This window comes from Chitinophaga sp. G7 BAM 1005 (genome assembly GCF_057126945.1).
On sequence record NZ_CP181478.1, the window covers coordinates 411,201 to 434,906 of the forward strand.

23 protein-coding genes are annotated in these 23,706 nt (G+C 46.8%); 11 read left to right on the forward strand and 12 right to left on the reverse strand.

Annotated features, from left to right (window positions below; all coding sequences use genetic code 11):
* The first annotated feature begins 23 nt into the window (after window positions 1–23).
* The gene (recN, locus tag ACMXI2_RS01720) at window positions 24–1,679 is read left to right on the forward strand and encodes a DNA repair protein RecN (protein WP_483780005.1); all 1,656 of its coding nucleotides are present in this window, start codon (window positions 24–26) and stop codon (window positions 1,677–1,679) included.
* Window positions 1,680–1,822: 143 nt separating this feature from the next.
* Window positions 1,823–2,635, forward strand: coding sequence for an enoyl-ACP reductase FabI (locus tag ACMXI2_RS01725; RefSeq protein ID WP_483780006.1), 813 nt, complete (start codon window positions 1,823–1,825; stop codon window positions 2,633–2,635).
* 162 nt (window positions 2,636–2,797) lie between these two features.
* On the opposite strand, the gene ACMXI2_RS01730 is transcribed toward ACMXI2_RS01725, so the two are convergent.
* Window positions 2,798–3,019, reverse strand: coding sequence for a DUF2795 domain-containing protein (locus tag ACMXI2_RS01730; RefSeq protein WP_012794455.1), 222 nt, complete (start codon window positions 3,017–3,019; stop codon window positions 2,798–2,800).
* Between the two features lie 100 nt (window positions 3,020–3,119).
* Between ACMXI2_RS01730 and ACMXI2_RS01735 the strand changes: the two genes are divergently transcribed.
* Complete coding sequence (locus ACMXI2_RS01735; RefSeq protein ID WP_483780007.1) at window positions 3,120–3,770, forward strand: ABC transporter ATP-binding protein; 651 nt, start codon at window positions 3,120–3,122, stop codon at window positions 3,768–3,770.
* On the opposite strand, the gene ACMXI2_RS01740 is transcribed toward ACMXI2_RS01735, so the two are convergent.
* The 3 genes from ACMXI2_RS01740 to ACMXI2_RS01750 are packed head-to-tail and all read right to left on the reverse strand — an operon-like array spanning window position 3,767 to window position 7,804.
* Window positions 3,767–4,666 carry a histone deacetylase family protein gene (locus ACMXI2_RS01740; RefSeq protein ID WP_483780008.1) on the reverse strand — a complete coding sequence of 300 codons (900 nt, stop codon included), beginning with the start codon at window positions 4,664–4,666 and terminating at the stop codon, window positions 3,767–3,769. The two genes, ACMXI2_RS01735 and ACMXI2_RS01740, sit on opposite strands and share 4 nt — an antisense overlap.
* The gene (pdeM, locus tag ACMXI2_RS01745; protein WP_483780009.1) at window positions 4,663–5,310 is read right to left on the reverse strand and encodes a ligase-associated DNA damage response endonuclease PdeM; all 648 of its coding nucleotides are present in this window, start codon (window positions 5,308–5,310) and stop codon (window positions 4,663–4,665) included. The genes ACMXI2_RS01740 and pdeM overlap by 4 nt, the downstream gene beginning before the upstream one ends.
* Before the next feature lie 40 nt (window positions 5,311–5,350).
* Entirely contained in the window at window positions 5,351–7,804 is a 2,454-nt protein-coding gene (locus ACMXI2_RS01750; protein ID WP_483780010.1) for a ligase-associated DNA damage response DEXH box helicase, read from the reverse strand.
* Window positions 7,805–7,856: 52 nt separating this feature from the next.
* On the opposite strand from ACMXI2_RS01750, the gene ACMXI2_RS01755 reads away from it, so the two are divergent.
* The gene (locus ACMXI2_RS01755) at window positions 7,857–9,182 is read left to right on the forward strand and encodes an NCS2 family permease (RefSeq protein ID WP_483780011.1); all 1,326 of its coding nucleotides are present in this window, start codon (window positions 7,857–7,859) and stop codon (window positions 9,180–9,182) included.
* Here the strand turns inward: ACMXI2_RS01755 and ACMXI2_RS01760 are convergent, their stop codons facing one another.
* The 3 genes from ACMXI2_RS01760 to ACMXI2_RS01770 all read right to left on the reverse strand — a co-directional run bounded on the left by ACMXI2_RS01760 (window position 9,183) and on the right by ACMXI2_RS01770 (window position 11,560).
* Complete coding sequence (locus ACMXI2_RS01760) at window positions 9,183–10,214, reverse strand: S66 peptidase family protein (RefSeq protein ID WP_483780012.1); 1,032 nt, start codon at window positions 10,212–10,214, stop codon at window positions 9,183–9,185. It abuts the gene before it with no gap.
* A gap of 31 nt (window positions 10,215–10,245) precedes the next feature.
* The gene (locus tag ACMXI2_RS01765) at window positions 10,246–10,641 is read right to left on the reverse strand and encodes an ester cyclase (protein WP_483780013.1); all 396 of its coding nucleotides are present in this window, start codon (window positions 10,639–10,641) and stop codon (window positions 10,246–10,248) included.
* A gap of 61 nt (window positions 10,642–10,702) precedes the next feature.
* The gene (locus ACMXI2_RS01770; RefSeq protein WP_483780014.1) at window positions 10,703–11,560 is read right to left on the reverse strand and encodes a helix-turn-helix domain-containing protein; all 858 of its coding nucleotides are present in this window, start codon (window positions 11,558–11,560) and stop codon (window positions 10,703–10,705) included.
* A 157-nt stretch (window positions 11,561–11,717) separates the two neighbouring features.
* Here ACMXI2_RS01770 and ACMXI2_RS01775 point away from each other — a divergent pair, with 157 nt between their 5' ends.
* Window positions 11,718–12,302: a hypothetical protein gene (locus ACMXI2_RS01775; RefSeq protein ID WP_483780015.1), complete on the forward strand. Its 585-nt coding sequence runs from the start codon at window positions 11,718–11,720 to the stop codon at window positions 12,300–12,302.
* On the opposite strand, the gene ACMXI2_RS01780 is transcribed toward ACMXI2_RS01775, so the two are convergent.
* The 3 genes from ACMXI2_RS01780 to ACMXI2_RS01790 form a co-directional block, all read right to left on the reverse strand.
* Window positions 12,280–12,987: a hypothetical protein gene (locus ACMXI2_RS01780; RefSeq protein ID WP_483780016.1), complete on the reverse strand. Its 708-nt coding sequence runs from the start codon at window positions 12,985–12,987 to the stop codon at window positions 12,280–12,282. The two genes, ACMXI2_RS01775 and ACMXI2_RS01780, sit on opposite strands and share 23 nt — an antisense overlap.
* Window positions 12,988–13,048: 61 nt before the next feature.
* Window positions 13,049–13,654, reverse strand: coding sequence for a hypothetical protein (locus ACMXI2_RS01785; protein WP_483780017.1), 606 nt, complete (start codon window positions 13,652–13,654; stop codon window positions 13,049–13,051).
* A 21-nt stretch (window positions 13,655–13,675) separates the two neighbouring features.
* Window positions 13,676–14,173: an Lrp/AsnC family transcriptional regulator gene (locus ACMXI2_RS01790; RefSeq protein WP_079469299.1), complete on the reverse strand. Its 498-nt coding sequence runs from the start codon at window positions 14,171–14,173 to the stop codon at window positions 13,676–13,678.
* A gap of 108 nt (window positions 14,174–14,281) precedes the next feature.
* On the opposite strand from ACMXI2_RS01790, the gene ACMXI2_RS01795 reads away from it, so the two are divergent.
* Complete coding sequence (locus tag ACMXI2_RS01795) at window positions 14,282–15,673, forward strand: MFS transporter (RefSeq protein ID WP_483780018.1); 1,392 nt, start codon at window positions 14,282–14,284, stop codon at window positions 15,671–15,673.
* A gap of 106 nt (window positions 15,674–15,779) precedes the next feature.
* Here the strand turns inward: ACMXI2_RS01795 and ACMXI2_RS01800 are convergent, their stop codons facing one another.
* Together ACMXI2_RS01800 and guaA are read right to left on the reverse strand one after the other, a co-directional pair.
* A complete protein-coding gene (locus ACMXI2_RS01800; RefSeq protein ID WP_483780019.1) occupies window positions 15,780–17,090 on the reverse strand; it encodes an ABC transporter substrate-binding protein in 1,311 nt (436 codons plus the stop codon).
* Between the two features lie 130 nt (window positions 17,091–17,220).
* A complete protein-coding gene (guaA, locus tag ACMXI2_RS01805; protein ID WP_483780020.1) occupies window positions 17,221–18,759 on the reverse strand; it encodes a glutamine-hydrolyzing GMP synthase in 1,539 nt (512 codons plus the stop codon).
* 92 nt (window positions 18,760–18,851) lie between these two features.
* On the opposite strand from guaA, the gene ACMXI2_RS01810 reads away from it, so the two are divergent.
* From ACMXI2_RS01810 to darH, 5 genes are all read left to right on the forward strand, one after another.
* Entirely contained in the window at window positions 18,852–19,589 is a 738-nt protein-coding gene (locus ACMXI2_RS01810; RefSeq protein ID WP_483780021.1) for a head GIN domain-containing protein, read from the forward strand.
* 327 nt (window positions 19,590–19,916) lie between these two features.
* Window positions 19,917–20,837, forward strand: a complete 921-nt coding sequence (locus ACMXI2_RS01815) for a hypothetical protein (RefSeq protein ID WP_483780022.1) — start codon at window positions 19,917–19,919, stop codon at window positions 20,835–20,837.
* Between the two features lie 215 nt (window positions 20,838–21,052).
* Window positions 21,053–22,189: a dialkylresorcinol biosynthesis protein DarB gene (darB, locus tag ACMXI2_RS01820; protein WP_079469291.1), complete on the forward strand. Its 1,137-nt coding sequence runs from the start codon at window positions 21,053–21,055 to the stop codon at window positions 22,187–22,189.
* 24 nt (window positions 22,190–22,213) lie between these two features.
* On the forward strand, window positions 22,214–22,612 hold the full coding sequence (gene DarG / locus ACMXI2_RS01825) for a flexirubin biosynthesis protein DarG (protein WP_483780023.1): 399 nt from the start codon (window positions 22,214–22,216) through the stop codon (window positions 22,610–22,612).
* An 89-nt stretch (window positions 22,613–22,701) separates the two neighbouring features.
* Window positions 22,702–23,706, forward strand: coding sequence for a BtrH-related acyltransferase DarH (gene darH / locus ACMXI2_RS01830; protein ID WP_483780024.1), 1,005 nt, complete (start codon window positions 22,702–22,704; stop codon window positions 23,704–23,706).

Consider the following 23,706-nt stretch of genomic DNA (forward strand, 5'->3'; position numbering starts at 1 on the left):
ATCATAAAGGAATTTCCTTACTTATGTTACAGCGATTAACCATCAAGAACTACGCAATTATCGATCACCTGGAAGTAGACTTCTCAGGGAACCTGAACGTGATCACCGGAGAAACCGGCGCAGGTAAATCCATCCTCCTCGGAGCCCTTTCCCTGATACTCGGAGAAAGAGCAGACCCGGGAGTATTGTTCGATAAAACAGGCAAATGCATCATAGAAGGGCTCTTTAAAGTAAAGAAATCACAGATAGCCACTTTCTTCCAGGAACACGAACTGGACCTGGAAGATCAGCTGATTATAAGAAGAGAAGTGAGTGCCACCGGTAAATCAAGGGCGTTTGTAAATGATACCCCGGTGAACATCTCCCAGCTGGCGGAACTCAGCGGCTACCTGGTAGACCTCCATCAACAGTTTGACACACTGGCGCTCGGTAACGCCGATTTCCAGCGGGAAGTGATTGATGCCCTGGTCAACAAACCTGCCGAACTGCAACAGTACCACCTGGGATTTGTTCAGTACACACAGGTACAGAAGAAATACAAACAACTGCTGGATAACCGCGACAACGCCAACAAGGAACTGGACTATAACCGCTTCCTGCTCGATGAATTGGCAGAAGCAGGTTTCAACCCCAACGAAATAGAAGACCTGGATGCGGAACTGCAAACATTAAGTCATGCAGAAGAAATAAAGAACACCCTGAACCGGGTTTATTTTCAACTGAAGGAAGACGAACAACCTATCCTCCAACAGCTGAAACAGCTGCAGTCGTTGCTGCAAGCTTTATCTGCCTTTCATAAAGATGTGCCCGCAGTATCTGAACGCCTGTTATCCACTTACCTTGAGCTACAGGATATTGCCGGGGAAGTGGAAAGCATCAACGACCATGTACAATATGATGCGCAACGGATAGAGCTGGTAAATGAAAGAATGGCGCTGGGATACCGTTTGTTCAAGAAACATGGCGTACAAACCACTGCCGAACTGCTGGCCATAAAAGAAGTGCTGACCCAAAAGGTAGAGGATGTGCTGAACCTTGATGAACAGCTGGCATCGCTGGAGCTGGAGCAAACCCGGCTGAAAGAAAGCCTGCAGAAAGCGGCGGCTGTCATCACCGGGCATCGCCAGGAACAGGCCGGTCCTTTTGAAAAACACGTGAATACTTTGCTGGCACAGGTGGGCATGCCTAATGCACGCCTGAAAGTAGACATCATCCCCGGAGAACTCAATTCATACGGGCAGGATACCATCGAATTCCTGTTTGACGCCAATAAGAGCAACCAGTTTGCACCGGTGGGGAAAGTGGCATCCGGGGGGGAATTGAGCCGTATTATGTTATGTATCAAATCGCTGGTGGCACAGTCAGTAGCGCTGCCCACCCTGATCTTTGATGAAATTGATACTGGTATTTCCGGAGAAGCTGCCCGCCAGGTGGGTGTTATTCTGAAAGATCTTGCCAAATCGCACCAGATCATCTGTATTACCCATCAGCCGCAGATAGCCGGGAAAGCAGATGCGCACTATTTCGTATATAAAGATGCCAAAGCGGATAAAGTTACTACCAGCGTACGTTTGCTGTCGCCAGACGAGCGGGTGAATAAAATTGCCCAGATGTTGAGCGGAGAACGGCCTACTGCTGCGGCGCTGGAGAATGCCCGCGAAATGCTGGCTGTACATTAATAACTGCTCTCTCATTATAGCTGTTAACCTTTAGCAGGCTGCATTTAGTTAACGGCTAACCGTCTAAATGCGGGTCGCTGATAGCTAACAGCTTTTTTTTTCAACTATAACGACTATTTTTGCCGAAATTAATTTTTGACCAAATGGCTCATAACTTATTAAAAGGGAAGAAAGGTATCATCTTTGGCGCACTGGACGACAAATCTATTGCCTGGAGAACTGCACTGCGTTGCGTGGAAGAAGGCGCTGAAATTGTGCTTACCAATGCCCCTATTGCCCTGCGTATGGGTGAGATCAACAAACTGGCGGAAACCTGTAAAGCACCGGTTATTCCGGCTGATGTTACCAATATGGATGATCTGGCCAACCTGTTCAACAAATCTATGGAGCACTTTGGTGGTAAGATCGACTTCGTTCTCCACTCCGTAGCAATGGGGATGAACATCCGGAAAGGCAGAAGCTATACCGACCTGGATTACGATTTTAATCACAAAACATTTGATATCTCTGCGATGTCTCTGCATCGTGTTCTGCAAACCGCTTACAAGCTGGATGCGTTGAACGAATGGGCCTCTGTTATTGCATTGTCTTATATCGCGTCTCAGCGTGTATTCCCCGATTACGGTGAAATGGCTGATGCCAAAGCCCTGCTGGAATCAATTGCACGCAGCTTCGGTTACCACTACGGTACCCACAAAAAGGTACGTGTAAACACCATCTCCCAGTCGCCTGTTAAAACCACTGCCGGTGGCGGTGTGAAAGGTTTCGATGGCTTTATGTCTTATGCAGAGAAAATGAGCCCGCTGGGTAATGCCACTTCAGACGAGTGCGCTAACTACGCCGTAGCCATGTTCTCCGACCTCACCAAAATGGTGACCATGCAGAACCTGTTCCACGACGGAGGTTTCTCCTTCACTGGTGTTTCCAAACCGGTGATCGACCAGATGGAAAAATAAATCAGTCATTTATTGAGCCTGGCGATGCGGCAGAAATGAGATGATCATCTCTGCAACATCGCCGGATCTCTGAATACCAAAATAAAAGCCGCTTCCTTATCAGGAGCGGCTTAGTAATTATTTGTCGTCATAGTTGAACGGGAGTACGGTCAGCAATACTGGCTAATATTCATCCTCATTAAAGAAGAAGTCATCCTGCGACGGATAATCAGACCAAATATCTTCAATCCCCTCATAAATTTCCCCCTCATCCTCCAGCTCCTGAAGGTTCTCGATTACTTCGATCGGTGCACCGGAACGAATGGCGTAGTCGATAAGTTCGTCTTTAGTAGCTGGCCATGGAGCGTCCTCCAGGTATGAAGCTAATTCTAATGTCCAGTACATCTTATTAAAATTTTTACTTTTTAATTTTTCGCAAAAGTATTATTTAATTTGAAATAAACAACTTTTACTATTTTATCGGTTAATTACTTTTCTTTGGGTTATGCTAACCGCTCGCAATGTTACCAAAAATTATTCCAATTTACCCATATTAAAAGGGGTAGACATTACTGTCAGTAAGGGAGAGATTGTAACCATCGTAGGTTCTTCCGGGGCCGGCAAGAGTACCTTGCTGCACATCCTCGGAACCCTCGATACGCCCACTACCGGCGAAGTATGGCTCAATGATGTCAATCTGACCGGTTTAAAGGGAAACACCCTGGCCGACTTCAGGAACCGTCATATTGGCTTTATTTTCCAGTTCCATCACCTGCTGCCGGAATTCACCGCCCTCGAAAATGTTTGTATTCCCGGCTATATTGCCAGCACCCGAAAAAGCCAGGTAAAAGAAAAAGCCGTTTTCCTGCTGGATACGCTTGGGCTGAAAGACCGGCTGGAGCATAAACCCAATGCCCTCTCCGGCGGAGAGCAACAAAGAGTAGCCGTGGCACGCGCCCTCATCAACGATCCGGATGTGGTAATGGCCGACGAGCCAACCGGTAACCTCGATTCCCGCAATGCCCGGGAACTGCACCACCTTTTCATGGAGCTGCGCGATAAGCTGAAGCAAACCTTTATCATTGTTACGCACAATGAAGAGCTGGCGCCTATGAGCGACCGCCAGCTGGTAATGAAAGACGGGAAAATTATTTAGCCATAAATACGGATGCCTGCCTTAAAAGTATTGCAGTGCGCATTTACAATATCACGGATGTGGGTGGAATAGCCTCCGCCCATTGCCACCGCGCAGGGGATGTGATGTTTTTTCAGCGAATGGAAAATCATTTCATCCCGCTCCAGGCAGCCCTGTTGCGTTACTTTCAGCTTCCCGAACTTATCCGTTTCCAGGATATCCACTCCCGAAAGATAAAAAACAAGGTCCGGTTTTACCCGGTTAATCAGCACCGGCAGGGCTTCTTCCAGTAACTGCAGGTAAGTGCTGTTATCCATGCCATCGGCCAGGGGAATATCCCAGTCAGATGTTTCTTTATGAAAAGGGTAATTGTGTGCGCCATGCATACTAAACGTATATACATGCGGGTTACCATTAAACAGCGCCGCGGTGCCATTGCCCTGGTGTACGTCGAGATCTATCACCAGCGCCTGTTTGATACGTTGCCGGTGCAGCAGGTAATTGGCGGCTACCGCAAAATCGTTGAGCAGGCAGAAACCTTCTCCATGATCGGCGAAAGCGTGGTGAGTGCCGCCGGCCACATTAAAACCAATACCCTGATCGAGCGCATGCAACGAAATGTCTATGGTGCCCTGCGTAATTACTATTTCCCGTAAGGTAAGCGCAGGAGATTGGGGGAAGCCAATTTTCCGCTGTTCGCGGGGCTCCAGTGTCTGATCCCTCAGCTTATGCCAGTACTCAGGAGTATGTGTTAAAAGAATGGTTTCTTCCGCAGCCGGTGCAGGGGCAAATAATTGCGCGGAGGTAATAACGCCTTCCCGCAGCAGCTGGGCCGGTATCAGTTCGTACTTGAGCATCGGGAAGCGATGATCAGCGGGCAAAGGATGGGCATATATATCGTGACTGGCAATTTTCATTGTGCGCGTATAATCGATTTTCCGGCTATTACAAACACGGGATCCCTTTCTTCAGGGTCGAGGCTGGCCGAACCGGTAAAGTGGCCGAAAGCTGGTAAAATGCCGCAATACCGGCCAAAATAGAAACAGGGTAAACGCAACCGTTGCCTGCCGGCTCCATGCATCACGAAAGCCGGGTGCAGGTGCCCGGAAAAAGTGTAAGCGAAGCCATTGTTATCTTCACAAGGCTCATGGATAAAATGAATGTTACGCAAAGTAAGCGCAGGGTGTACATTGATCTGCAGTTCCTCATACACGGCATCGGCCATAATATCGTGATTGCCTTTCACCAGGTCAAAAGAGATCCGGGAAAACTGCTGCCGCCACAACCTGAAATAATGTACTTCATTGTTCTCCCGGCTATGGAACATATCTCCCACTATGATGATCCTCTCCGGCAGGTAATGCGTGATCAGCTGCTGCAGCCGGAAGAGGTCTTCCTGTACAATACCCGCCGGCACGGCAATTCCAGCCTTGCGAAAATGAGCCGCTTTCCCCAGATGCAGATCTGAAAGGATCAGCGCTTTCTCTTCTTCCCAGAAAATTGCCCGTTGGGGCGACAAATGCCAATGCTGTTCCTGAAAGTGAAATATTTCCGCGACCACTGAATCAACTGTTTTTACTGAGGTGCAAATTAGAGATTTCTTAACCGTTCACCGTGATCAATTTTTTGATCCGGTCTTCCAGTTTTTCGCTGGTCATGGTATCACGCAAACTATCCACTTTAATCGGGAAGCAGAAGGGCGTGAGCTTTTGCGGTGTGGTGATTACGATCCTGCTCACTGCGATACGCTCCAGCGTTTCCCTCAAACGAGCTTCTTCCATCTGGTAAAAAAAGGCTTCGTTGAAAGCCTGCTTCAGCAGCAGGTTTTGCGGGTCGTAGTCTTTGAATACATTAAACAACAGGGAAGCCGAGGATTGCAGGTGACGGTTAGCCTTGTGTTTACCGGGATAGCCCTGGAATATCAAACCGGCTATCACCGCAATGTCGCGGAATTTTCGCCGGGCCATTTCGGTGGAGTTAACACTGGTTTGCAGTTCCACGAGCAGGTTTTCGGTAGAAAAAAGCTGTTTGGCGTTTTCGGTTGTCAGCGGAATAGGCTGGTCAGATAACAACTCGAAGCCATAATCATTCATGGCGATAGAAAAAGTAATAGGCTGAATACGGCTGATCCGGTAGGCCAGCAGCGCTGCCATTACTTCGTGTACCAGCCGTCCTTCAAAAGGATATACGAAAAGATGGTAACCGTCTTTGGTGGCTATCTGTTCAATCAGCAGCTCATTGGCCTTTGGAATATGCGACAGTTCCTCCTGCAGGTTGAACAGCGGTTGTAAGGCAATCAGCTCCGGATCTTTTGTGTTCCGCGACAGGGCTTCATTGAATTTTTCCCGCAGCATGCGTCCGAGGTTGGACGAGAGGGGAATACGACCGCCCTGGTAGCTGGGCACAATTGATCTTTTGGAATTTGATTTGCGGACCAGCACCGTCATGTCCTTGATAAGGATAAATTCCAGGTTGCGGCCTGCCAGTGTAAAGGAGTCGCCGGGCGACAAACGGGAAATAAATCCTTCTTCGATTACGCCGATATAGCCGCCACTCATGAACTTTACTTTGAGCATGGCGTCACTTACGATAGTGCCTATATGTAAACGGTGACGCATGGCCATCATCCGGCTGCGGCAAATGTAGAAATTGTCTTCCCGTTCTACTTTTTTGAATTCATCATAGCTGCCCAGCGCTTCGCCGCCGGTAGTGAGGAAGGAGAGGAGCCACTGCCAGTCATCTTCCGTAATATGCTGATAACAAAAGGTATGACGTACTTCTTCCCATATTTCATTGGCATGAAAGCCGTCGGATACTGCCAGCGTCATCAGGTATTGCAATAATACATCGTAAGCAAGTAGCACTGGCATCCGGCTTTCTATAAGATCCTGTTCCATAGCGGCTTTCAGTGCGGCCGCCTCTACCAGTTCCAGGGCATGGGTAGGCAGGAAGAAAATTTTGCTGATGGCTCCGGGTTGATGCCCGCTACGGCCGGCCCTTTGCAGGAAACGGGCCACTCCTTTCGGACTGCCCACTTGTATAACGCTGTCTACCGGCCGGAAATCCACGCCAAGATCCAGGCTGGCAGTACATACCACCGCCTTCAGGATACCGTTGTGCAGCGCTTCTTCCACCCATATACGCAGTTCCATATCTATAGAGCCGTGATGCAAGGCCAGCGCGCCAGCCAGCATGGGATCTTCGCGGAGAAGTGCCTGGTACCATAACTCCGACTGCGAGCGGGTATTTGTAAATATCAGTGTGGTTTGGCTGTCGTTGATAATGGGTAATGCCTGCGGCAGCATCCTGATACCGAGATGTCCTGCCCACGGATAATTTTCTATTTCATGGGGGATCACACTTTTCAGGGCGATATTCTTTTTCAGTTTGGCGCGAATAATAAGGCCATCGCTATGATAGGGACCCAGCAACACTTCCAGCGCTTCATCGAGATTGCCGATGGTGGCGGAAATGCCCCATACTTTCAGCCGGTCTTTGCATAGTCCCCTCAGCCGGCTGAGACCCAGTTCCACCATCACGCCGCGTTTACTGCCTATCAGCTCATGCCATTCATCCACCACCACGGTGTGCAGGTGTTTAAAAACGGTGGGATATTCTTTTTGCGCCAGCAGCAGGTGCAGGCTTTCCGGTGTAATGATGAGAACTTCCGGCATCTGCTTTTTCTGTGCTGCACGCGTAGCTACAGGTGTGTCGCCACTGCGGATGCCTACCTGCCAGGGAACATTGAGTTCCTGCAGCGCGCTTTCCATCGCCCTGCCCAGGTCTTTGGCCAGCGCGCGCAATGGCGTTATCCACAATAGCTGTAAACCGTTTTTTGTTTTATGGGAATAATCTTTCGGGTGGGCATCTATCCAGGCGATAACGGCCCCCAGGAACAGGGAAAAGGTTTTTCCGAAACCTGTAGGCGCATTCACGATCCCCGATTTGCCCTGCAGGTAAGCTTTCCAGGCATCCTCCTGGAATTTGAAGGGCTTCAGTTCTTTTTCGCCCAACCAGTTATTAATCACTTTCCATCCACCCGAACGTTGTTGCATAAGAATGAAATTAGGATAAAATGATAAATCGTGAAACGCTTATTTTTGCATCATGCTCGCAAAATTTTTCCGGCTCTCCGAACATCACACTACTGTTAAGAAAGAAGTACTGGCAGGGTTAACTACCTTTTCCACGATGGCATATATCCTGGCTGTTAATCCCAGTATCCTGTCGCGCACAGGAATGGATTTTAATGCGCTGATCACCGCCACCGCCCTGGCGGCAGCCATTGGCACACTGGTAATGGCATTATATGCAAGGCTGCCTATCGGCGTGGCGCCGGGAATGGGACTGAATGCCTTTTTCGCCTATACCATTGTTTCCTCTATGGGCTACAGCTGGCAGTTTGCGCTTACCGCCGTTTTCCTGGAAGGAATTATTTTTATTTTTTTGTCGATGTTCAGGATCCGTGAGGAGATCATTAACAGCATACCGGAAAACCTGAAGCATGCTATTTCGGTGGGTATCGGTTTATTGATTGCATTGATAGGCATGGCCAATGCAGGCATTATTGAAACGGGTATGCATCATGTGGGAGATGGAAAACTGGATGGTGTGATCCTGAAAATGGGCGATGTTACCAGCATCGGGCCCCTGATTGCATTGATAGGACTGGTCGTCAGCGCAGTGCTGATGTACCGGAATGTAAATGCGGCATTGCTGATCGGTATCCTGGCTGCTACAGTAGTGGGTATTCCGTTGGGCATTACGCATTTGCCGGCCAACGGCCAACTGGTAAGCCTGCCACCTTCGCTGGCGCCGGTTGCGTTTAAGCTGCAATTCGATAAAATATTCACCCTGGATATGGTGATGATCCTGTTTACGTTGCTGATGGTAAACCTGTTTGATACGGTGGGTACGCTGATTGGTCTTTGTAATAAAGCAGGACTGCTGGATGAGAAAGGCCGCTTACCCCGCGCCAAACAGGCTTTGATGGCCGATGCCGTAGGCACTACTGCTGCAGGTTTATTAGGTGCCAGCGTAGTAACGGCGTATGTGGAAAGTGCCAGTGGGATTGCTGCTGGTGGCAAAACCGGTTTAACTGCGTTTACGGTAGCCATCATGTTCCTGCTCTCCCTGTTTTTTGCACCGGTTTTCGCTATGATTCCGCAGGCCGCCACAGCGCCAGCTTTGATCATTGTCGGTATGCTGATGATGGGAGCTGTTACCAAAATAAATTTCAATGATGTAACAGAAGCAATTCCTGCATTTTTAGCTATTGTGATGATGCCATACAGCTATAGCATAGCAGAAGGGATTGTGTTTGGTATGTTGTCTTACGTATTACTGAAAGTATTAACCGGGCAATATAAAAGCATCAGCCCGGTCATGTATGTACTGGCAGTGTTGTTTATCATCACTTTTCTTTTGAAGTAATTATTCCTTTAAAGTAACGGTGTCGTCTCCTACGTAGAGGGTATGCATCATGCCGCATTTAAGGGCATAGTTATTTTTCTGATGCCCTACGGGAAAATTAAAACACACCGGGAAATTAAAATCCTTCACCTTTTCCAGTACCATATCGTATACGGTTCTGCCAAATTCTTCACCGGGATCATCGGGCTTAATCCGGTTAAACCCGCCGATGATAAGACCTGCGAGATTGTCGAGTTTATGTGAGCGCTGGAGGGTGCCCAACATACGGTCAAGGCTATACGGATATTCACCTACTTCTTCCAGGAACAGGATCTTTCCATTGGTATTAATTTCGGAATTGGTGGCCGACATGCTTTGAATAATAGACAGGTTGCCGCCCGTGAGTACACCTCTTGCTTTTCCTTTACGGTTGCGGGTATCCGGCAAAGCGCTGTATTGCATCTTTTTGCCTGTAAGCGCCTGGTAGATAGACATGATGGTATCCTGGATAACAGGTTCCGCTTTTCCGAAATCGTCCGGGAAGCTGTTACACATTTTTGAATGCAGGGAAGCTATACCAAAGTGGCGGCCAATGTGGCAATGCAGTACGGTGGCATCGCTGAACCCAATCACCCATTTGGGTTTCCGCTGAAAGCGGGAAAAGTCGAGTTTATCAACAATCCGTGCAGTACCATAACCACCCCGGCCACACATGATGGCCCTGATATTATCATCGTTCAGCATGGCCTGCAAATCTGCAAGCCTTTCTGCATCGGTGCCGCCGAAACTATAGTCGCGGTCACCCACGGTTTTGCCTATACGAATATTAAAACCCCAGCTTTCCATAATCCGGATAGCCGGTTGGATCTCATCCCTGCTGATATATCCGGCAGGGCAGGTAATACCAATGATATCACCGGGTTTCAGATAAGGAGGAACAAGTGGTTCCTTCTTTTCTAATGGTGTGGCTAATCCAATGCCGGCGAGTGTTTGCAGCGCCGGTAGCCCGGCGCCGGTGGTAATAAGAGCAGACAAAAAGTGTTTGCGGTTCATACGCTTAAAATAAGCATATTTCAGCAAATAATCAGGTGGTGATCATTTCACGGATAGACCAGTGAGCAATGTACTGCCCCTCTTTCAGCTGTATGATATCAATAATACGCAGGGTGGCTTTTTTACCGGTAGGCGCCTGTCCCATAAAGGGCGCGGAGAAGGTGCCTGTAAATGCTTTATGGGTTACTACTTTATCATCTTCCGCTATCATATCAAAAATTTCCAGCTGAAGATCCGGCATCGCAGGATGTAATAACTGTAAGATAAAATCGCGGGTAGCATGGCGGTTGTTGTTGCCGGCAGGTGCTGTATGGTTAATAAAGTCCGGCGCCACTATTTCTTCAAAAGCCTGCAGGTTGCCGTTTACCAGGAATTCTTCATTAAAGCGTTTTACCACTGCCTTATTTTTTTCAGATAATGTTTGCATATTTTTCTTTTTACAGATGCAAAATTATCCAGGAATACTTAGGGGCAGTAACGGAAAAAGCTCAGATGATCGCCTTTTTGGCTCTCACATGATTGGGCGTAATGCCATACGTTTGTTTGAAGATCCGGATAAAGTGGGAGATGCTCTCAAAGCCGCACGCAATGGCTATTTCAGCCACCTGCTGCGTAGTGGTTTCCAACAGGGTGTGTGCATAGGACAGTCGCTGCTCATTGATCCACCGGCGGGGTGACGATTGGTACTGCTGCTGAAAATCGCGCTTGAAGGAAGCCAGGCTTCGCCCGGATAGCCTTGCCATTTCCGCGAGTGTAATGGGCTGAAACAGGTGTTGCTTTACAATAAAGGCAATATCCTGCGGCTGTGCATATACAATCTGTTGCATAAAGGCAAGTACAGCAGCATGTTGCGGCGTAGCCAGCAATAACAGGAATGCCTCGTATAATTTTACGGATAACAGTGCCGCCAAAGTAGAAGGCGTTTGCGCAAAGTAAGCGGTGTAATGTTCCCGGAAGGCCTCCAGCAACGGGGTGATGGGTAATGTGAAATAGTTGGTGGCGGCAGCTTTTACAGGCGTAACATAATTGTATTTGTGCAGGAACCTGCGTAGTTGTTCATCTGAAAAATATAACAGCAAACTTTGAAATTCTACTCCGTCATTCACGTAGTCGGACATCACATGAAATCCACGTTTCATCAGCAGTATAGAGCCTGCTTCCACCTTTACGGTATGCTGGTCGAAATGCAGTAATTTATGTCCCGTCAATACAAATACTATCACGTTTTCTGTCAGGAATATGGTGCGTTTATCTGCCTTAATCCTTTGCTTTAACATGGCGAAGTGGGTGTTGCCTGCTTTGAGGATCTGTTGCCCGTTTTGGTCTTTGGGAAATTTGAGTAACATGGGGTGAAGGTACGGCATTTCCTTTTTGTGAGTGTGGGATACTGACGGAAGTCACTATTAAAAATGCCGGCCGGCTTCTTTTTGTTTTTAACCTTCTCCCCATAAAAAAAGTTACTATACTGGCAGCATTTTTGAACTCATCTCCTAAACAAAAACTATGCGTCTCCTCATAATTTTCTTATCGCTCCTATCCGCTACTTCCACGGCCTTCGCTCAGAAAAGCGCCTGGCTTATCACCCCTGGAAAGTCTATCGGGCAAATAAAACTTGAAGCCCCGGCCCAGAGCCTGGCGGTATTAGGAAAGCCGGACGGCGGCGATGCCGCTATGATGAAAGCCTGGCGGATCTGGTACAGCCGCAGGAAAGATAACAGCATCGATTCATCGCATATGCTGGCAGTATTCACTGCTATGCGCACACAGGATACGCAATATGTAAAACAGATCCGCGTAAATTCACCAAAGTTCAGAACCAATAAAGGCGTAGGACCAGGAAGCACCATTGCTGTCATCAAAAAAGCATATCCCGGTATTGAAAAAGCACAGGCTTATGAATCCGCTAATAAAGCCAGGAAGATTGTAGTATATGAAGACAAGAAACAGGGAATTGCTTTTGAAACGGCTAACTCACGTAGCAGGAAACCGGTATGCTCTATGGTCGTCGTTTTTGATCAGGGGGAATCTGCTGCAGGCTATCTCGACTTTCACGCAGGGTTTGATCTTATGAGCCCCGTGGCGCCATAGTTTTCCGCCTGTCCTCCTTTTTTTTCTTCCTCATTTCACGGTCCAGTTCGTGGTAATATTCCCTGGGGTGTTCATAATGACGCCTCTCCCGGTGCTGATGAATACGGATACCGATATTATACAGCAACGACATGCTAAAGATGCCTTTGACATCAGGATTATTGTTACTGAAATTAAACATGTAAGAAGATTGAAGGCTCCAGGAAGAATTACCCATCGGGAAATTGATCCTGCCATCCAGCACCAGGCCATGTGCATGCACTTCTGTGGTATCTATACCAGGATCGGGATCTACCTCGCGCCGGCCATTATGTGCAGCATAACCTGCTCCAATGGAGTAACCCATATATTTATAGCTGTGCGGAGTGGCAGCATTGCCGAAAGTATAATTAACCGTAACGGGCACATTTACCATCCATCCTGGCCGTATAGGTCTGGGTCCTCCGTATCCCTTGTCAGTACTATAGTCATAATAAGAAGGCCCCATTGCAAAGCAGGCGCCAATTGATAAACTCTCTTTCTCTGAGAATTCATAAAAATTAAATCTTGGCTCAAAACTAAAAGCGAATGCACCGTAGTGATGGCCGCCAAGACCACCTATTCCAACAGCGGATTGAAAAGATCTTTTTTGGGCGGTAACAGTAATAGTTACAAACATTAACAGGGACAGGTAGAGGTATTTCATAGATTTAAAACGGACCAGTTAGATAACAGGTTACAGTAAGTGGCGATTTTTCTATGTCATTTTATCTTGTACCCCTGATCCGCACACCAATGTTATAATCGATACCAATACCGGCAATGCCAGGAATGTCGGGGTTATATCGATTGTTATTAAAGAGATAAGAAAAGCGGATACCCAATGAATGATTGCTGACGGGTAGTCTTATTCCTGCACCCAGCGCTATTCCGGATACATGCACCTGGTTGGTGGTTACTTCTTCATCATCTACAAATTCTACGCTACGTGTGGAATTATGAAATCCATAACCTGCGCCCATGAAAAAGCCCCATTTTGTGAAAGCCTGTTTGGTGGCGGCATTGCCGTAGTTCCAGGTTAACAGGAATGGTACATTTGCCATGAAGATGCTGGTGGAGTTACCACCGGTATTGCTGTTGTAATTATCGCCGATAGAAGTACCAACACCAATGTGTGCGCCTGCCGACAGTATAGATCTGTTGGAGAAACAGATCATATTCAAACGGGGAGAATATACGATGCCGCCACCGAGAAAGTTATTGCAGGAAAACAAGCCACCGCCTATTGCGTGGGAAAATAACCGTGATTGGGCCTGAGCCGCAACAGATATTAAAAAGCATCCTGCACACAGTAACGCGTATCGTCGGAACATAGGTATTGAAAATAATTGGCGTTAAAACACTACCTGGTGCGTAGCTTTAATCACTGAAATTACAAATATACTTTGTGTATGACTCAGATTATCTAACTCACCCAGTTTGTTCACATAAAATTCACGGTACTCATCCATGTCCTTTACCTGCACTTTGATCATGAAGTCGAACTCACCGGAAATATTCAGACACTCCGTTACTTCCGTGAAACCGAGTATTTCCTGGATGAATTTCTTCCCACACTTTTTATTATGTTCTTTCAGGGTGATGTAACATAAAACAGTGAGACTCTTATTAATCTTCCTGGGATCTACAATCGCTGCATATTGTTTGATAACGCCTGCCTGCTCCATTTTCCGGATGCGTTCGTACACGGGAGTAGTGCTGAGATTCAGTTGACGTGCAATATCCCGGATGGTCATTTTTGCGTCCTGCTGTAGTAACTTCAGGATGCCCAGGTCTTTCTCATCCAGGTTCAATTGTATATCATCCGTATTATTTTCTTTTTTGCTTGCCATGAGGATAGGTGTTTGGAACAAATATCTAATTTATTGTTAGATAATAGTCTTTTGTTCCAAATTTTTAAGAATTAAATTGCTTTTGAGATGTTTTAATAGGTTTGTGCCGTGAGAAAGGAACGAATCATATTAACAGTAGCCTGCATGGCTATCTTCTTTGAAGCACTGGATGTATCTGTGCTCAACATGGCGATTCCGCAGATGGAATCATTTTTTCATTTTGGTGCAGCCGCTATTCAATGGGTACAAACCGTGTATGTTTTATTTTACGCCGGACTGGTATTGCTCGGCGGCCGGCTGGCAGATACCATAGGAAGAAAGAAAGTATTTGTAACAGGCGCCTGCTGTTTTGTGTTAGCGTCACTGGCTGCCGGGTTTTCCATGAACTTCACCTGGTTGCTGGTATGCAGGGCTCTGCAAGGCGCTGGTGTGGCGTTGGCTATTCCGGCTGCAATGGCTATTATCACCAATACATTTAAAGAACCGGTAGCAAGAAACCGCGCCTTCGGAATTTTCGGCGCTACTGCGGGTATCGGGTTTGCCACAGGTCTTGCTATAGGCGGGTTAATCAGCAATTATCTCGGCTGGCAATGGGTATTTTTTATTAATGTGCCGGTAATAGGACTGGCAGTGATCCTGGCAATCGTATACATTCCGGCAGATGAAAAAGCCGTGGTGAAACCTGCGCATAACCTGCTCAGCGCATTATTGATTACCGGGCTGATGATGCTGGCCGCGTGGCTGATCCATGATCTGGGTAATATCGCTCACCACTACACGAAATATGGCCTGTGGTTATTGTTGTTCCTTGCAGCCGGTATATTTTTTATACGCCGTGAACGCGTGCATCCGTCACCGTTAGTAGATTTCAAACTGTTCCGGTTACATGGGGTGATCACCGGGAACATAGGAGCAGTAATGCTTGGCAGTATCTTTCTGAGTTATATTTTTATGCTCACCATATACCTGCAGCAGGATCTGCATTTCGCGTCTTCACAGGCAGGCTTGTTATTATTTCCCTTTAGTATTTTATCAGGTGTTGTTTCAAAATTTATATTGCCACACTTGTTTGGTAAACTGGGTGTGGTAAAAACAGGCATGCTGGGAAATGCTTTTATGGGATGTGGTATACTCTTTTTTATCGCCAGCTACTTTACAGATTATACATTGTTGTTTATTTTTTGCGCAGTAGCTTGTATCAATTCATTTGGTATGGCTATTACTTTTCCGTGCGTAACTATCCTGGCGGTGCAGTCGGTGCCGGAGCCACAGCAGGGGCTTGCTTCGGGTATCAATGGTACGGCCAATGCGCTAGGTGGCGGGCTGGGCCTGTCTTTGACAGGATTGATCATGCAATTGGCTGCAACAAAAGGCTGGAGCAGTTATGGCACCGGACTAACAATGCTGGCAATTATTGCGGTGGCAGCTATCATACAACTGCTGGTGTTTTACCGCCGTAGTCAATTAGCCATTGGTGTTGTGACCGTTCACCCGCAATAGTTCTTTCAGGTCTTCGAGCGTATTGATTTCTGCTATAGGGGGTACGTAAAAAAAATCGTGCCACGACAACCGTCGCGGCACGAAGCAAGTGGCGTTGCAGGGGCAACTATTTATTCATTTTAATATCTACGCTGTCGCCCTTCTGGATGATGTAGATATTTTTATTTTCAAAGTAGGAAGGTGTTTCTTCTCCTTCTTTCAGGTATACCGGGAGAAAGTTATAATTGGTGATCACTTTGGGGGATGTACTCACCATGTTGTTGAAATAAACGCCGTTGGTATACAGCAGTTTTACAAAGTAGTAGGTCAGGTCAAAGCCTTTGAAAGCCATGTCAGACGGGCGTGCTTTGTATACTCTGCGGAAATAATCGGAGATATACCGGCTGTAGTAATCTGTTTTGTCGTTATAGTAGGGAGATGAATAATATACCTGTAAGCCTTTAAACTCGGGTTCTTTCAGCTTAATCACATCCCAGGTAGGCATACCAAAGATCTGCAGGGGATAGGTAGCTGCAGAAATGCTCAGCTTACGCAGCAGGCTTTTGGCGCCGGTTTCATCCAGGGCAGTTACGATGATCGCGTTGGTACGGTCTGTCAGCAGGTATTTGGACATTTCTTCCGGCGTGGTGGCGTCATTCCATACTACTTCCCGTATCCTCGACTTTTTAGTACTCTCCATTTTATCGTAGGATGCCTTGAAATCTGCTGCCAGTCTTGTTTCAAAGGCAGTGTTCCTGCGGAACAGCACAATATTTTTAGTAGCAAATGCGTCCTGTATATAATTCTGGAGCGCGTCGCAGTGTGTTTTCAGTGTACTGTTGGAGATGTATAAAAACGGGTTGTTGTTGATGCCGCCGTCATTGGGGAAAGTACCGGAAACAAAATTGATCTCTTTGTTTCTGGCAAAATCGCTCAGTTCTTTCAGCTCCGGGTTGCTCACAGCACCCAGGATCAGGTCAGTTTCATCGAGCGCTTTGTTACGGATCAGGGAAGATACGCTTTGCCTGGATTTGCTGTCATATATGGTTACTTTCAGGTTATACCCCTGTTGTTGCAGCGTATCCAGCGCCAGTTGTGCGCCTTCATAAAATTCGAGACCAGGCAATACATACCGTGGCATGGTACGGCCGGGAATTTCACTACTGTTGGCAAAAACGGAATCGAGGTATAATGGTGCGAAGAAAGCAATGTTATAGGAAGTTTTTTTAACTTCTTTCCCGAATGCAGGCACATTAAAAGGCGCTTTAGCAGCTTCTTTCTTATTATCCTCCGGTTTTTTAGCCGGTGAAGGTTTACTCAGAGATGGTGGTGGGCCGTCTACCTTACTGGCACTTTTCCTGGTAGATGAGCAGGAGCTGATCAAAACCAATAAAGCCAATCCGGATAACAGGTGCTTAATTGAAACTAAGTGGTTCATAATTGGCGCTAATTTACAAAAATCATTCCGGGGAATGTGAAATAAAGCATTACGGAGTTATGGATAGAAGAAATTATCTGTCTATCCACAACTCCGTAACTATAGCTCAGTATTTTATTCTTTCCTTTTTTTATTCCCACTCAATGGTAGCGGGCGGCTTGGAGCTGATATCGTATACTACGCGGTTGATGCCTTTTACCTTGTTAATGATGTCGTTAGACATTTTAGCAAGGAATTCATAAGGCAGATGCGCCCAATCGGCGGTCATGCCGTCTACAGAAGTTACTGCACGTAAAGCTACTGTGAATTCGTAGGTACGTTCGTCGCCCATTACGCCAACGCTTTGAACCGGGAGCAGGATGGTGCCCGCCTGCCATACCTTGTCGTATAAGCCGGCTTCTTTCAGTCCTTCTACATATACATTATCTGCTTCCTGCAGCATGTGCACCTTTTCAGGGGTAATAGCGCCGAGGATACGGATAGCCAAACCAGGACCCGGGAAAGGATGACGGCCCAGGAATATTTCACTGATGCCGATTTCACGGCCCACGCGGCGTACCTCATCTTTAAAGAGGAAGCGCAATGGCTCTACCAGCTGCATATTCATCTTTTCCGGCAACCCGCCTACATTGTGGTGCGACTTGATAGTAACCGAAGGGCCGTTTACAGAAACGGATTCAATGACATCAGGGTAAATGGTACCCTGACCCAGGAAAGAGATATCGGTGAGATGAGTGGCTTCCTGCTGGAAAACATCGATGAACAGGCCGCCGATGATCTTGCGTTTTTGTTCCGGATCGGAAACGCCTGCCAGTTTTCCGTAAAAAAGATCTTTTGCATTGATTCCTTTTACATTCAGACCCATGTGTTTATAAGATTCCAGTACGGTTTCAAATTCGTCTTTTCTCAGCAAACCGTTATCCACAAAGATGCAGAAGAGGTTTTTACCGATGGCCTTATGGATCAGCTCTGCTGCAACGGTAGAATCCACACCGCCGCTGAGGGCCATTACTACTCTTTTATCGCCTACCTGCGCCTTGATCCTTTCCACGGTCTCATGCACAAAAGCGGCCGGCGTCCAGTCCTGGCTGCAATTACAGATATGCAGCAGGAAGTTGCGGAGGATCAGTTTACCTTCCAGGGAGTGTGTTACTTCCGGGTGGAACTGCAAACCAAACATCGGGTTGGCGGCCAGCGTGGTATTTTTGAAAGCCGCTACCGGAATATTTTCTGTAGTGGCAATAATTTCAAACGCTTCAGGAATACGTTTAATGCTATCTGCATGGCTCATCCATACCTGGCTTTTTGCAGAGATATCATATAATAACTTTTCCTCTTTGTCGTTGTGCTCCATAAAGGCGCGTCCATATTCACGGAGGTTGCTTTTAGCCACTTCGCCGCCAAAAACCCTGGCCATCATTTGGGCGCCGTAGCAGATACCGAGTACGGGTACTTTTGCAGCAATCGCGGCAATATCAATGATAGGCGCGTTCTCGTCATTCACCGAAAAAGGACTGCCTGATAATATAACACCTTTAATAGTTTCGTCCCAGGCAATAGGCTGAAGGCAAGGTTTAATTTCGCAATAAACATTCAGTTCACGGATGCTGCGTGCAATCAGCTGTGTATACTGGGAACCGAAATCGAGGATAAGTATCTTTTCTGTCATGGTGGTGCAAAGATAAAGTCCTTCTACGAATTTCGGATTTGGAAATTCGAAATTCAGAAATCTGGCGTATCTTTCTGTTATAATTTAAACCCATGATATCAACAAAATCGCTCCTATGTCAGGCCATAGTGGCCTCTTCTGCTACTGTGCTGCTTTATTCCTGTGATGTAATCGGACAAAATCGTGTAAAAGGCAATGGTCATGTTATTAAGGAAGAACGGCAGGTAGTTCCTTTTCACAGGATCAAAGTAGAAGGAAGTATGAATGTATACCTCACACAGGGCGCTGCCAAAGCGGCTGTTATTGAGGCGGAAGATAATATCGCCCCATTGGTGGAGCTGGTAGAAGAAGACGGCCGCCTTATTGTAAGACTGAAGCGTGGCGTTTCCATCAGCACCCATAAAGATCTGAACGTATTCCTCACCACCCCGGAGGTGAATGAAGCTAGTCTGGCCGGCTCCGGCGACCTGAAACTGGATGGTAAATTTACTTCCCGCTCTGATGTGAAATTCAACCTGTCGGGCTCCGGTAACCTCACAGGCGAAATCAATGCACCGGCAGTAAAGGCTTCCATTGCCGGCTCCGGCGATATGTCGCTCAAAGGAGAAACAAAGGATGTAAACTTATCTATCGCCGGCAGCGGTAATTTCGAAGCAGACGAGCTCCTGTCTGAAAATGTAAGTGTAAATATTGCCGGCAGCGGCGATGCAGATGTGTATGCCAGTGTAAAGCTGGATGCAAAAATTGCCGGTTCAGGAAACGTAAATTATAAAGGTACCCCCCAGATATCCTCTTCTGTAGCAGGTTCTGGCAGTATTAATAAGAAATAAGCTTTAATATTTACAAATCTTTAACGTTTTCAATATCATATTTGGCGGTGTTAAAGAGTTTATAGAGATGTTTTGAAGAAAACAATATCAAGTCCTTGAGTCCAGGTACAGCATTCGCTATAATTAACCCGCTGATGCTGTACCTGGCTGGGGCACAAGACATTACCCCTTTAACAAATACCCCCATCCCGTCAACATTTCGCGTCAAATTATCATTAAATCACATGAATCATTGCCGTTTTTTTGTATGTTTACGGCTTGAATTGTAGATTTTACTATTTAAACTGTTTGATTTACGTTTTGAATTGTTGAACTCCTATTCCTTTTATGAACGAAAGACCGAAGATCCTGGTGGTATATTATACACAGACAGGGCAATTGAAAAGGATTATTGATCATGTGCTGGCTCCGCTGGAAGGCAAAGCCGATATTACTTTTGAGCAACTGGTGCCTGTAACGCCTTTTCCTTTCCCGTGGGGGAAACAGCAGTTTTATGATACGATGCCGGAAACCGTTCAGTCCACCCCCCGTGGTATTGAGCCGTTGAAAGTGGACGTGAATGCACATTTCGACCTGGTTATACTGGCTTATCAGCCCTGGTTCCTTTCTCCTTCACAGCCAACCGCCGCTTTCCTGCAAAGTGAAGCCGCCAGACAGCTGCTGAAAGGCAAAAAGGTAGTTACTCTGCTGGGTAGCCGTAATATGTGGCTGAATGCACAGGAGAAGGTGAAAAATTATCTGCATCAGGCCGGCAGCACCCTTGTGGGCAATATTGTACTGGTAGATAAATCACCCAATCTCATTTCCCTGATTACCATTCTTCGCTGGGCGTTTAAAGGGAAAAAGGAAGCCACGCGCTTTTTGCCGCAGGCAGGGGTACAGGAAAACGAGATCATTACCTCCAGCCGGTTTGCCACCCCAATAGCAGCCGCATTACAAAAAAATCAATGGGACACGTTACATTCGCAACTACTGTCACTGGACGCAGTGGAACTGCTTCCCAACCTGGTAGTACTGGAAAATAAAGGGATCAGGGCCTTCCGCTTCTGGGCAAGGTTCATCAGCGCCAAAGGCGGTCCGGGCGCTCCTTCCCGTCAGGGACGCGTATCCATGTACCGGGGATTACTGCTGGTAGGTATTTTTGTTTTAACGCCGATATCCCTGATTACTTCCCTTATACAGTTAAATCTGAAAAAGGCTAAGCTGCGCCGCGAAGTAGATTATTATAAGGGTATTTCCCTGAGATAATAGGTATCAAGTCCACATTAAAGGCGTACTTAAAGCGTGTATAAAGCGACTTTTACGCAGTGGCGTGATACTTGTAATTCCAATTAGAATTCTATATTTACGTCTGTATACAACGTATATTAAATTAAAATATGTTTTTCACTGTGAGCTGGCTGGCAAGGCAGGGCAGCTCTGACCAGGTTTTACATGTAGCCTTAAAAGACGAATAAATTCAAATGAAGGAAGTTTATATTACCAGGCTGTCTAAATTTTTACCTAACAAGCCTGTAGAAAATGAGGAAATGGAGAGCATTCTCGGCATGGTAGATGGAAAGGCTTCCCGTGCACGTTTGAAGATACTTGGTAACAACAAAATCAAAACCCGTTACTACTCTTTGGACAAGGAAGGGAAATCCACCCATTCCAATGCAGAGATGACCGCAACAGCAGTATCACAATTATTTGATGAGCAGTTTCCTATCAGCAAATTACAGTTACTGGCCTGCGGTACCACTTCTCCTGATCAGTTGTTGCCCAATCATGCTGCTATGGTGCATGGTATCCTGAAATGTCAGCCGGTAGAGCTAATTGCAGCCACAGGAGCCTGTGCGGCAGGAATGCAGGCATTTAAATATGCCTGGATGTCCATCCGTTGCGGTAATACTTCCAACGCCGTAAGCACCGGTTCTGAAAAATTCTCCGCCTGGATGCTGGCACAGAAATTCCAGCCGGAAGCAGAAAACCTGAAAAGCCTCGACGAAAATCCCATCATCGCCTTTGAAAAGGATTTTCTCCGCTGGATGCTATCAGACGGCGCCAGTGCAGCCCTTTTCCAGGATAAACCCAATGAAGAAGGCTTATCCCTGCGGGTTGACTGGGTAGAAATACTTTCCTACGCCAATGAGCTGGAAACATGCATGTATGCCGGCGCTATCAAACAACCGGATGGCAGTACCACCGGATGGATTGATATGACCCCTGAAGAATGGGCGCAGCATAGCGTATTCTCCTTTAAACAAGATACCCGTTTACTCGGTAAAAATATTGTTCCTTCCGGAGCACAAATGTGGAAAGAGCTGGTAGAGCGCCACAATATTAATCTCGATGAAATAGACTTCTTCCTACCTCACCTGTCGTCTGAATTTTTCAGGTTAAAGATAGATGAGGAAATTACCCGGTTAGGCGTTCCTATTCCTTTGGAAAAATGGTTCACCAACCTGGCCAATGTAGGTAACGTAGGTACCGCATCGCCATACCTGATGCTGGAAGAATTGATGAACAGCGGCCGCTTTAAGAAAGGACAGAAAGTAGTAATGATGGTTCCGGAAAGCGCACGTTTTTCATATGCTTATGCGCATATTACCGTAGTATAAGCAATCACTTCTAAAACTGCCATCATGAAAAAAGAGGAAGTACCGCAGGATAGTGATAACCTGCATGAAGGTACATTCAAGCAGATTATGTATGCGGTGGATAATTCCGGCAATTATGTACAGGTGCAAAGTGCAGGCTGGGAGCCGGAAAACATTGCACTGGACCAGGCCTGGGAAGAAGTAAACGAAAAAGTAAAAGCGGCACGCGCCCGGGTAGAAGCAGGCGAAATAAGTCCTGTTGCCTATTACATGGAAAAGAACCTGATGGATCTGCCACTATTGGCCAGTTACGTCGGTAAATTCCAGTGGCAGGTAAAAAGACACATGAAACCCGGCGTATTCAAAAAGCTCAGTCCTAAATTGCTGCAGCGTTATGCAGATGCCTTCAAAGTGAGCTTAACAGATCTGCTGCAGATCAGATAAAGCATACAGATATAACGGATTTGTGGGTAAATGATATCCGATGATCTTCCCGCAAATCCGTTATTCATAATGCTGCTACAAAAAATATTATGACTAATTCTTTTTTCCAACACAACCAGACCGCCCATTGTGAAAGTGGAGTAATATCAAACCTGCTGGGACATTATGGCTTACAGATCAGTGAACCAATGGCGTTTGGTATTGGCGCCGGCATCTTTTTCGGCCATCTGCCTTTTTTAAAGGTGAACGGCGTGCCCGGTACTACGTACAGGATATGGCCCGGCGCTATTTTCCAGCGGGTATGCAAGCGGCTGGGCGTACGGATGGAATCCGAAAAATTTTCTACCCCGGAAAAAGGAATGCAGGCGCTGGACAAAGTAATTGAAGCCGGTATTCCCGTTGGATTACAATCCAGTGTTTATTACCTGCCCTATTTTCCCGCTTCCTACCGGTTTCATTTTAACGCACATAACCTGGTTGTTTATGGCAAACAGGATGGACAATACCTGGTAAGCGATCCGGTAATGGATACCGTCACCACCATTGACCCGGAAAGCCTGGCGCAAGCCCGCTTTGCCAAAGGATTTCCGGCCCCTAAAGGAAAAATGTATTACCCGGTACACGTACCGCCTTCTGCCTCGTTTGAAAAACCGGTCAAAGCCGGTATTGAACAGGCATGCCACTTTATGCTGAAAGTTCCCATCCCTATGTTCGGCGTAAAGGGAATCCGCTTTCTTTCAAAAAAAGTAGCCAACTACGCCGAAAATCCAGGCGACCGGAAAGCTACGCTGTATCTCGGAAATATTATCCGTATGCAGGAAGAGATCGGCACCGGTGGTGCAGGTTTCCGTTTCCTGTATGCCGCTTTTTTACAGGAAGCAGCAGTGTTGCTGAAGAAAGATGAACTGAGCAGGCTTGCAGGCGAACTGACTAAAACCGGTGACTTATGGCGTAATTTTGCCTTTGCCGCCGGCCGTGTGTGCAAAAGCAGATCGGCAGATAACGTTTCCTATAAAGAGCTAAGCCAGATGCTACTGGAGTGTGCGGCATCGGAAGATGCATTCTTCCGTAAGCTGGCACAGGTGAAGTGGTAA